6 protein-coding genes are annotated in these 11,316 nt (G+C 43.8%); 4 read left to right on the top strand and 2 right to left on the bottom strand.

Annotation, left to right across the window (positions count from 1 at the left end; genetic code table 11):
* The first annotated feature begins 6 nt into the window (after positions 1–6).
* Positions 7–6,807 (top strand): glycosyltransferase, encoded by a 6,801-nt coding sequence (locus P2A85_RS28350; RefSeq protein ID WP_377476793.1) that lies wholly within the window; start codon positions 7–9, stop codon positions 6,805–6,807.
* A 136-nt stretch (positions 6,808–6,943) separates the two neighbouring features.
* Here P2A85_RS28350 and P2A85_RS28345 read toward each other — a convergent pair whose 3' ends face one another.
* Positions 6,944–7,840: a CNNM domain-containing protein gene (locus P2A85_RS28345; protein WP_377476792.1), complete on the bottom strand. Its 897-nt coding sequence runs from the start codon at positions 7,838–7,840 to the stop codon at positions 6,944–6,946.
* A 313-nt stretch (positions 7,841–8,153) separates the two neighbouring features.
* On the opposite strand from P2A85_RS28345, the gene P2A85_RS28340 reads away from it, so the two are divergent.
* The 3 genes from P2A85_RS28340 (at position 8,154) to P2A85_RS28330 (ending at position 10,425) form a co-directional block, all read left to right on the top strand.
* Entirely contained in the window at positions 8,154–9,071 is a 918-nt protein-coding gene (locus P2A85_RS28340) for a YihY/virulence factor BrkB family protein (RefSeq protein WP_377476791.1), read from the top strand.
* A gap of 8 nt (positions 9,072–9,079) precedes the next feature.
* On the top strand, positions 9,080–9,217 hold the full coding sequence (locus tag P2A85_RS28335; protein WP_377476790.1) for a hypothetical protein: 138 nt from the start codon (positions 9,080–9,082) through the stop codon (positions 9,215–9,217).
* A gap of 206 nt (positions 9,218–9,423) precedes the next feature.
* Complete coding sequence (locus tag P2A85_RS28330; RefSeq protein ID WP_377476789.1) at positions 9,424–10,425, top strand: glycoside hydrolase family 24; 1,002 nt, start codon at positions 9,424–9,426, stop codon at positions 10,423–10,425.
* Between the two features lie 91 nt (positions 10,426–10,516).
* Here the strand turns inward: P2A85_RS28330 and P2A85_RS28325 are convergent, their stop codons facing one another.
* Positions 10,517–11,233: a DevA family ABC transporter ATP-binding protein gene (locus tag P2A85_RS28325; protein WP_377476788.1), complete on the bottom strand. Its 717-nt coding sequence runs from the start codon at positions 11,231–11,233 to the stop codon at positions 10,517–10,519.
* Between the last annotated feature and the right edge of the window lie 83 nt (positions 11,234–11,316).

Below are 11,316 nucleotides of genomic sequence, written 5' to 3'. Positions count from 1 at the left end.
TCAATCATGAAACAATTATCTCAGCCAGCTTCTTATCCCTATACACCGATGCACAAGCATTACGGTTTTGCGGTTTTTCTGCCACAGGAAATATCATCCTATCTGGAAACCGCCCAAAATCTCAAAAATAACGAACCAAACTGCATAATTACATGGTTCAGTAATTCCGAAAGTGAGATTTTGCTGCAAAATAATCCTGACATTGACCAAGTTGTGGTGATGGAAGGAAGCGCAAAATCTCTCGAAGCTGAGATACCGCATTTGCAAACAGAACGTTCTTGGTCTGGTTTTTTTACTGCTCAACATTCTGATCGTAAGCGAATTTTGTTGGGACAGCTTGGTTCAAATGGGGATTGTCTTCATGCAACTACTTTGGCGAGACAAATCAAGCATGATTATCCGAATTGTCATTTGACTTGGGCAATTTCATCAATGTGCCGAAGTATGATTGAAGGTAATCCATTTGTGGATGAAATTTGGGAATTTCCTGCTAGGAATTGGTCGGAAATTGTGGCTGCTTGGTATGACCTGGAAAAAGAGGTACAGGTGCGCCTCAGTCGTGGCGAATTTGATGAAGTATTTTTGACGCAGGTGAGCCCGAACAACTATCAAAATTATGATGGAACCACTAAAGGCTCTCTGTTTCGAGGCTATCCCAAGCCGATTACGGTGCCGATTCAGAATATTCTGCGTCTCCGAAGTGATGAGATTGAAAGAGTTCGCAATTTTGCTGAATATCACAATTTACTGAAACGCAGTCATGTAATTTTATTCGAGTATACGAGTAGTAGCAGTCAGTCTTTTGTGAAGCCAGAATATGCTTTGTCTGTTGCTCAAAGGCTGCTGTCTCGCTTACCGGATTGCAGCATTATTTTGTCATCTCACATTAAAATTACCGCAGGAGATACACGTATTATTGATGGTAGTGTATTGACGCTACGCGAAAATGCGGAATTAACTAAGTATTGCTCTCTTTTAATTGGCTGTTCGAGTGGTGTAACGCAGATAGTATTAACAGATTGGGCAAAACCGTTACCGATGATTCAGTTGTTGTTGGCATCGACATCAGTATATGCTTCGATCGCGCACGATCTTGAATATTCGCAACAGTCATCAGAGCAAGTTTTAGAAATGACTGATTGCCCAATTGAACAGGTAGTTGAATGTGCTTACACTGCTCTGATTCAAGGATTTTCTGAAGCACGAGGTCGATTTCATCAACAAATTCCGTTAAATTTTGACTTCTATTTGACCTTGATTCGTCAGGCTCTATTGCAAAATGGGGAGTATGTTAAAGCGGCGCGATCGCTATTATATACCGCAGAGCGATACGGCTGGCACGAACAGCTAAAAACCTTTGTCAAAACTGAGTTGCTGACCAAAACAGACATAACTCAAAATATTATGTTAATTACTGATGAAAATTATACTCAGTTATTACAACAGTTGATTTCAGGCTCGGATTCGCGCCAATTGGCTTTATCACATCAAAACTTGACCATGAAAGCATCTTCTGAATTTGAATTTCCGACAATTTCGCCTGTCTCGCCAAGCAATAAAAGACCTTTTTGGTCAGTGATGATACCGACCTATAATCTGAAGGAAAAATATCTAGAACAAACGCTCAGGAGTGTTATTGAACAAGCTCCATTTCCCGATGAAATGCAGATTGAAGTTGTCAACGATCATCCGAGTCAGTCAGTTCAAGCTGAGATAGCAGCAATTATCAAAAAAGTGGCTGGCGATCGCATAAAGTTTTATCGGCATTCTGAAACTAATGTTGGTCAAACTGCCATTTTTAATATTTGCATTCAGCAAGCACGCGGTCAATGGGTGCACATTCTGCACGATGATGATTTTGTCAAACCTGGATTTTATAGCAGCCTTCGAGGATCGATCGAACAACAATTAACAATTGGTGCTGCTTTCTGTCGCTGTCTCCATGTTAATGAAGAAAATGCGCCTTTATGGTTATCACCTTTGGAAAGGGAAACTGCTGGTATTTTAACTGACTGGATCAAAAAACTGGCTGTGTATTCTTGGATTGCGGCGGCTTCTATGGTAGTTAAGCGCAGCGTATATGAGGAGTTGGGTGGATTTTGTCCGCAGGCTGGTGCGGCGGCTGATTGGGAGATGTGGAAGCGAATTGCGGTACATTATCCGATGTGGTACGAACCTCAAATGTTTGCTTGTACGCGGATGAACTCTTCATCATGGACATCTCGCTTATTTCAAGCGGGTGAAAATATTGCAGAGGCTCGAAAGGCGATCGAAATTTCCCAATCCTATTTACCAAAAGAGAGTGCTGAGGAATTATCAAATCAGGCGAGAGAACATTATGCGATAGAAGCTTTGAAAATGGCGCATTCCATGATTGCTAAAGGAGAGGGAAATTCAGCGGTCGCCCAAATTAAAGAAGGATTGAAATGCAGCACCTCTGCCAAAGTAATTAACTTACTTCCGGCTGTATTCTTGTCTAATGAAACTGCACAAAAACCGAGTAATACAGAAGCGAAACCTGCGATAAAAATTATCATTGACGGCGTAATGTTTCAGATTCACAAGTCTGGAATTACCCGTGTCTGGCAATCATTAATTACAGAATGGGCAACTCAGAGTTTCAGCCAGCACATCCTCGTACTCGATCGCAATGGAACTTTTCCCAAAATTGCCGGGATCAATTATCGGCAAGTCCCAGCCTATGACTATAGTAATACGGAAGGCGATCGCGAAATGTTGCAGCAAATCTGCGATGAAGAACAAGCGGATTTGTTTATTTCCACTTACTATACCACACCGCGCTCGACACCATCTGTATTCATGGCTTATGACATGATTCCAGAAGTCATGGGAGCTAATCTAGCTAACCCAATGTGGACAGAAAAATATCATGGTATTCGTCACGCTTCTGCATACATAGCGATTTCTGAAAATACTGCCCGCGATTTAGTAAAATGCTTTCCTGAAATTTATCGTGAGTCGGTAACAGTAGCCCATTGTGGTATTGACAAAGGATTTTCGCCCTTAACCTTTGTCGAAGTTAATCAATTTAAGATGAAATACGGCATCTCAAAACCGTACTTTTTGTGGGTGGGCGATCGCATCGGATTTAACGGTTATAAAAATGCTATATTGTTTTTCAAAGCCTTTGCTCAATTAGACAGTAAACATGACTTTGAAATGGTATGCGTAGGCGGTAACTCCGTATTAGAAACAGAGTTAAAAGCATACACTTCTGACATCAACTTTCACCTACTAAAATTAAACGACAACGAGTTAAAAAGCGCTTATTCCGGTGCTGTAGCATTAGTTCAAACATCAAAATATGAAGGTTTTGGATTGCCAATACTGGAAGCGATCGCCTGCGGATGTCCAGTGATTGCCTGTAAAAATAGTTCAATTCCTGAAGTGGCGGGTCAAGCAGCTTTGTATGTGAAATCTGAGGATGTTGAAGAACTGAAAAAGGCACTAATTGAAGTTCAAAAGCTTGATATTCGCCAATCATTAATTGCTGCGGGTTTGGAACAAGCTAAAAAGTTTTCTTGGTCTGAAATGGCTGCAAAAGTTAGTTCAGCTTTGATAGCAGCTACTAAACTCGCTGCTAAAAAATCTGTGGCTGTACCCATTTCTATAACTGACTTAATCAGCATTGCTGAGCAGTATAATAGAAACTCTTTAGACAAATCTGCATTAGCAAATGTCCGCCAAGCTCGAAAACAAATTGCTGAAATCTGGCTCGGTTTACCCCCAGAGCAACTGGCAAGCGCCTATGCAGGTGAGGAAGGAAAACTGCACCAATCACTGCTAAATAGCGAAATTAAATATGAACCGCTAACGGATACAGAAGAGACTTTTGTCAGTGAACTAACAGCATATATTGCCAAAGGATTTAATGACCCCAAAGCAATCAATTACCTGCTAGCAGCCATGTTGTACCGACGCGCCGATCAATTGCCGATTAAGTACGATCGCGCTCAAATCCCCAACTGGTTTGCCAATGACTATCTCAAATTTATGTTTGGCAGTCCGAACCTATTTCAAACAGTTGGAGAAGCAGACAATTACTATCAATTCATCCAAGGATGGGTGAATTACATTCATAGCAATATCTTCAAAAATCCAGATTCGCAACTTTGGCAAAATATTGCCTTATTTTTTTCCCAAGCTGCGAACTTTATCCCGCTGTACTTTACAACGGCTAACCTGCGCGATATTTACACCAAACGGGCTGATATTATCGAGTTTGCACTCAAAATTCGCGGTAGTTCCATTGATTGTATCTTCCCAGGGCGATCGCCAAATCGGACAAAAATCCGCCTCGGCATCATCAACGATCATTTCACCCCCCAAACCGAAACCTTCGCTACAATCCCAGTTTTCGAGCATTTAAACCGCAACCAATTCGAGATTATTCTCTACGCACTCAACACCAACGGACACCCATTAGAACGGTATTGCCAAAGTCGTGCTGACAAGCTAGTTACACTCCCCACAGACTTTGCCTCCCAAGTCCAAACAATCCGCGCCGATGACTTAGATATCCTGTTCTTCGGTACAAATTTAACTGCTGTTAACAAACCGCTGGTTTCACTAGCAATGCACCGTTTAGCGCGGGTACAAACGACATCTTTCTGTTCCCCGACTACCACGGGAATCAGGCACATGGATTACTACATTTCGGGCAGTTTCATCACGCCAGAAGCAAGTTATCAAGAACAATATCGAGAAAAACTAGCTGTTATGGAAGGCAGCGGTTTTTGTTTCAAATATGCAACTGAATCGGAAGTTGCTACAGTTAAACCTACTCGCCAAAGTCTGGGAATTGACGACAACACAACAGTTTTTATCTCCGGCGCAAATTTCTACAAAATCCTGCCGGAGTTGAGAGAAACTTGGGTTAAGATTTTAGCGGCAGTACCTAATTCAATCTTGATTTTATATCCCTTCGGGCCGGCTTGGACTCGCACTTATCCAGCTACACCTTTTGTCAATAATCTGAACGCTATCTGCACTAAATACGGCGTGAATAACAATCGCTTGCGGTTTGTAAAACAATTGCCTACTCGCGCGGATGTGAAAGAGTTTTTGCAGCTAGCAGATGTTTATCTCGATTCCTATCCTTACGCCGGGGCGACATCGTTAATTGATCCTTTGCAAGTAGGATTACCGACGGTGGTTGTGGAAGGAAATGCTTTGCGGTTCCGCCAAGGTGCGGCGATGCTGCGGGAATTACAAATGCCCGATTTAATCACCAATAGTGAAGCATCTTATATTCAACTAGCAGTGACTCTCGCGACTAATCCTCAACTGCGACAAGGCTATCGTCAGGAAATTCAACAGAAAATGCAAGCTAATCCGGCTTGTTTTGATAGTGTGGCATATTCAGGGGCGATCGCACAATTATTTCAACAACTCTTTGGCAAATGGCAAACCAGCCACCAAGCAACATCCCGCATCCTACAGGATAGCATTCCCAAAGTGGCTGATTTGGGCGATCGCGTATCGAACACCCTCAAACTCTATCAAACCAATCCATCCAACACCTCAGCAATCTCACAATTACGTCAAATCCGCAAAGAAACAGCCGATTTCTGGCTAAACGTCCCCGCTGAAAACCTCGAAACTACCTACAAAGGCGATTCAGGAAAAAGCTACCAAATTCTTCTGGCTTCCGGCTTGCAACATCAACCCATGATGGAAGATGAACAAAGATTTTTGCAGCAATTAACGCAGATTAGCAAAGGATTAGTACATCCCCAAGCCATCAATGCCTTACTTGCAGCGATGCTATATTTCCCACCAGGAACTATGCGAATTCCCGAAGCTCAAAACCGCTTACCCCAGTGGTTAATCGGTGATTATCAACAAGTTTTTGAGCCAGAAAATGCTGTCAATTCTGCATCTAGTTCTGACTTGCTAGCTGAATACATTCAATCCCCACAATTTGCCAATCAATTGTTAGGATGTGTTAATCTCTATCGCATCGATTCATCTGACGCATCAGTAGTTTTGGAACTCCGCCAAATCCGAAGACAAATGGCTGATTTTTGGCTGACTATCCCGCCCGAAAAGCTGGAAACTTTTTATCAAGGCGAAGTTCGCAAAGGATATCAAGCAATACTCGGATGTGGCTTGCAAGCAGAATCAATGACTGAAGCCGAACAGCAGTTTTTGCAGCAGTTGACTGAAATTAGTAAAGGGTTGGTGCATCCGCAAGCTATCAATGCTCTGCTGGGTGCGATGCTGTACTTTGTGCCGGGAACAATGCGGGTTCCTGATGCTAACACTCGTTTGCCACAGTGGTTGTTTGACGATTATGAAAAGGTGTTTGAAAGTGCATTTGCTCAAACAGAAAAAACCATTGTCAAACAAGATTATCTGCCGCAGTTTCTCAATCAATTAACTGGTAGTATTAATCTTTATGAAATAGACCCGACGGCCGAATTGGTAATAGCAGATTTGCGGCAAATTCGCCAGCAAATTGCTGATTTGTGGCTGAGTGTTTCTGAGGAACAAGTAGAAGTTTTGTACCGGAGCGATTTCGGTAAAGGTTACAAAGCAATGCTCGCTAGTCCGTTTATTAATGAGCCGTTGAATGAAACTGAACGTGCTGTTTTTAATTCGTTAGTTGCTGAGTTAAGTCAAGGATTTGGAAGGCATAAAGCTGTGAATTATTTGTTAGCGACGATGCTGTTTTGTCGCCCTGGACAGTTGCGGGTTGAGGATGCGAATACTTGTCTGCCGGGGTGGTTGTTGGCGGATTATGAGCAGTTTGTTGGGGGTGCGGTTAAGGTGGCTGTTGGGTGATGAAAGGTGCTGTTTTTGAGATTTGGGATTCGTTGCTAATCTCAAGTCTCAGGATTGAAACTAACCGCGAAGGCGCGAAGTACGCGAAGGAAGAGAATGGAAGGGAAGAGGATTTATTGTTCCTATGAGTAGTAGTTTAATTCAACACAAGTTCGGGCTGTTCAGTCTCAAACAAAGGACGAGTTACTTGACGCAATAGCACTGTTTCTAGACTACCTTCTACTACATTTGTTGCTTCTATTTCCAACTCACCCCACAACAATCTCTCCCCTTGATTTGGCAGTTTACCCAATTGGTGAATCATAAATCCAGCTATTGTTTGATAAGCCTGATTAATTGGCAGATTCAATCCGAATTTTTCGTTAACTGCCGTCACTTCCCATATCCCAGAAAGTAGTGCCGAATGTGCATCATTTTGAACGAGAGTTGCCTCCGAAGGTGATAGCAAGGGTTGAGATTTATTGCGGGTAATCCAACCTGTCAGCAGCCGTACAGTACCGTTGAGAAATGCTAGTAGTGGCCACAGCACATTCGAGCAGATTTGTAAGGCTGGTGTCAACAGTAAAGCAGTGCGTTCTGGTTCGTGGGTTGCTAATACTTTGGGGATGAGTTCTCCTAAGACTATCTCGACGTATGTTACTAAGATGAAAGCTAATGGAACTGCGATCGCATGAGCCGTCAGCATAGCAGGAAAATGACCTAGAGGCAATTTGTCAATCCACGGTTCAATCCAATGCACCGTTGCTCCCTCGCCCAGCCAACCTAAGAGCAAACTCCCTGCTGTTGTGCCGGTTTGGGTGACGGATAAGTAATGGGGGATGTCATTTTGAGCTTGGTGGACGAGTTGGGCGGCTTTAGCGGTTTTTGGAGAGTCGGACAACTGCGCGAGTTGACGGATTTGATGTCTGTCTGCTGATACTAAGGCTAATTCTGACGCCACAAAAAAGGCGATTAAGAGAGTTAAGCCCAGCAACATCGCTAATCTCAACAGTGTTTCGGCTACTTCTATTTCTAGGCAAGTAAGGTTGTTCAAAATAGATATCTAATATGATAGATGTTTTAGGTTAATTCTTTTATTTTAGCTGGCAATTTAGATAGGTCTATTACTACACATTTCGGATATCCGCACTAAGCTGTATTCGTAAGTGTTCGCTGTACATCTTGCCAGTGAAACTTGTCAAATCTTTCTCTTCTCTTCCTTTGCGCCCTTTGCGTCTTCGCGGTTCGTTCAAAACACAGAAAAAAGGTAATTTGCCGATCCATAAATCTATCTTGTGGCGGATGCCAAAAGACTTTTGACTTCGTAAAATCTGCTTGTGAACAATAAGTAGATTAAACTAAATACCGTGAACTTAAAAACAGTCTTATCGCTACTCAAACAAACTTTTACTGAATGGCAAGAAGATAAAGCGCCCACCCTAGCAGCAGCCCTAGCGTACTACACGGTGTTTTCTCTGGCTCCGCTGCTAATTATCGTGATTGCGATCGCGGGTTTAGTCTTTGGTGCCGACGCTGCCCAAGGCCAAATCGTCGCCCAACTCCAAAGTTTAATCGGCAAAGATGGTGCCCAAACTGTCCAAGACTTGATCGTCAAAGCCTCAGAACCTAAATCGGGAATGATTGCTACCTTAGTCGGCATTGCTACACTTTTGTGGGGCGCTTCCAACGTTTTTACTAATCTTAAAGAAGCCCTAAATACTATTTGGAATGTTAAACCAGCCCCCGGACGAGGCATCTGGGGATTCTTGCAAGACCGCGTATTGTCTTTTGCCATGATTTTAGGCATAGGGTTTTTATTGCTAGTCTCTTTGGTAATTAGCGCTCTTTTAGCAGCAGTCAGCTATTGGTTGAACGGGTTGCTACACTTACCAGTCGGTATTTGGCAGATTGTGGACTTTGCCATTTCTTTTGGTGTAGTCACGCTTTTGTTTGCCTTAATTTACAAACTATTGCCCGATGTCGATCTTGCTTGGAACGATGTTTGGATCGGTGCCGCTATCACCTCCGTGTTGTTTACGATCGGCAAATCCCTAATTGGAATTTACCTCGGAGGTAGCGGTGTCGCCTCTACCTACGGTGCTGCTGGCTCCTTCGTGATTATCTTACTTTGGATCAATTATTCGGCTCAGATACTATTTTTAGGTGCTGAGTTTACTCAAGTTTGGGCTAACCGCTACGGTTCGCTGATGCAGGCAAAACGCCAGCATTTGCTCAACAACCAAGATCGAGAATCCTCGCCACACTCTGAGCGCAAGAGGTCTTAATTCTTAATATGAGATCCGAAAAAAAGCGATCGATGGCTACCTTGAAACCCATGTCAGTTGGGATAGTCTGGCCTTGGTCATCACCAAATTTTCGACTCAATGCGATCGCCAAATTTACTAATAAACTTGACCTAACGAACACTTAGTAGTATCACTGGATCTGGTTGAAGCCTGTTTATCTCGATCCCTGTCCCTACTCTTGGGTGATGACGGAAAAATTTGAGGTTTTCGTCAGTCCCAATTTCCACTGCCGAACCAATCCCCAATCCATTGACAGGGATATTTCAACCAGAACTGATATCAGGAGGTACTTTTGTACGCACCAGAACATCTGGGAAGCCATCTGCTCCCTATGTCCGACCAGGAGCTAATTCGTCTGTGGGTAAAGCGCCAATCCCCCCGCCATCGGCGCTTTAGCTGGCAGGCTGCCAATTATTTTAGAGCGTTTGTAGAAAAACCGCTGGCACAAGTTAGTCTCACAGATATCCACACTTTCGCCGCGGCGATGAGAGCTCGGAAACTTGCACCCCGTTTCTACAAGCAAACCTTGGTAGCGCTGAAATCGCTGTTCGCCGAAGGCCAGCAAACCGGAATTTTGTCCGCCACACTCCCCCTTTACGGGTGGCCGGTTGTGGGCCGGCATCGCTTCAAACGCTTGCGTTTTCAACTGTCTTGGGGTTTCTTAATCTGTTTGTGCTTTTTCTTCGGTCGAATGACTCCCCGACTGTGGGGACAATCTATCTTGGCAGAAACTTCGCCCACCCCAAAACGTCTGCCATCCGTTGCAGCCATCGATTCACCAAACCAAGAAGACAATAGCAGCGGGCACAATGAGGAACCGGAAACACCAACGCTGAATTCACTAGACGAAGAAGAGGATAGCATCGGGCGCGATCGGCGAGTCAAAGCGTTTCTGGACACGATTGCCACTGCCGAAGGCACAGCTACTCCCGATGGCTACCGCACGCAGTACACAGGCACTAAATTTGCCAGCTTTCAAGATCATCCCAGAGAAATGAGGTGCGGCCGCCGCTACGGCAAAAAACTTTGTTCCGATGCAGCAGGGCGATATCAGTTTCTCAGTACCACTTGGGACAGGTTCGCCAAAAAATTTGGTCTCAAGGATTTCAGCCCGGAAAATCAAGACCTTGTAGCTGTAGAGTTAATCCGAGAAAAAGGTGCCTTAGAAGATATAGAAGCGGGTCGATTGGAACCAGCAGTCAGAAAACTCGCTTACATCTGGCCATCTTTTCGGCGTTTTGGCGGTTCTGTGGAATCCTCGATGCCGAAACTAGAAGCAATGTATCAGCAAAATTTGGAGATTTATCGCCCTGGATTGGCTGTTACCAATTAGTTATTGGTTATGGGTTAGTTGTTATGGGTTAGTTGTTATTTGTTATTGGTTATGGGTTATTGGGAGCAAATAACCAATAACCAATAACTATTTATGCTAATTTTCCATCTTCCATATTAATAATGCGATCGGCAATATCCAAAATTCGATTGTCGTGGGTAACTAACAGAATGGTACAACCCTGCTCTTTAGCCAGTTTTTGCATCAAATTCACCACTTCGCGACCAGATTTGCTGTCTAGGGCGGCTGTGGGCTCGTCAGCTAACACAATTTGCGGGTGACTGACTAATGCACGGGCGATCGCAACTCTTTGTTTCTGTCCCCCTGACAAGTCATCTGGATAATAGTTAATCCGCTGTTCCAGTCCTACTAACTCTAGCATTTTTGCAGAGCGATCGCGCATTTCGGAACGCGACAAATTGCCGTGAACTTCCAAACCCATTTGCACGTTTTGCAGCGCTGTCAAACTGCGGTGCAAGTTGTGCGCCTGAAAAATATAGCCAATTTTGCGCCGCGTCTTAACCAATTTATCTGGGCTGGCGTTACACATTTCTTGACCCAGAATTTTGAGACTTCCAGATTGACCAGAACGCAGTCCGCCAATCAAGGTTAAAAGGGTGGTTTTTCCAGAACCAGAAGGCCCGGTCATCAGGACAATTTCGCCTGCATTGATTTCTATGTTAATATCAAAAAGTACCTGTTTTTGCAGTTGACCTTGACCGAAGTAGTGGTCTAGTTTGTGCATGGAAATTACAGGCTCGGAAATCTGTAGGTTGTTGGCTGTGGGGTTGAGGGTAGTGGATTTCATATTTTTTATCGAACCGCGAAGACGCGAAGAACGCGAAGAGAAGAGGAAAGAGAAGAGTCAGAAAGTGATTTCAATCGCCGAGT

Origin of the sequence: Microcoleus anatoxicus, assembly GCF_042465725.1 — a bacterium.
Lineage (GTDB): Bacteria > Cyanobacteriota > Cyanobacteriia > Cyanobacteriales > Microcoleaceae > Microcoleus > Microcoleus anatoxicus.
This window is presented reverse-complemented; position numbering and strand designations above follow the sequence as displayed.

Coding starts and splice junctions, on each gene's coding strand:
- P2A85_RS28350 (WP_377476793.1), top strand. CDS start 7: ATGAAACAATTATCTCAGCCAGCTTCTTATCCCTATACACCGATGCAC.
- P2A85_RS28335 (WP_377476790.1), top strand. CDS start 9,080: ATGAGATCCGAAAAAAAGCGATCGATGGCTACCTTGAAACCCATGTCA.
- P2A85_RS28330 (WP_377476789.1), top strand. CDS start 9,424: ATGTCCGACCAGGAGCTAATTCGTCTGTGGGTAAAGCGCCAATCCCCC.
- P2A85_RS28325 (WP_377476788.1), bottom strand. CDS start 11,233: ATGAAATCCACTACCCTCAACCCCACAGCCAACAACCTACAGATTTCC.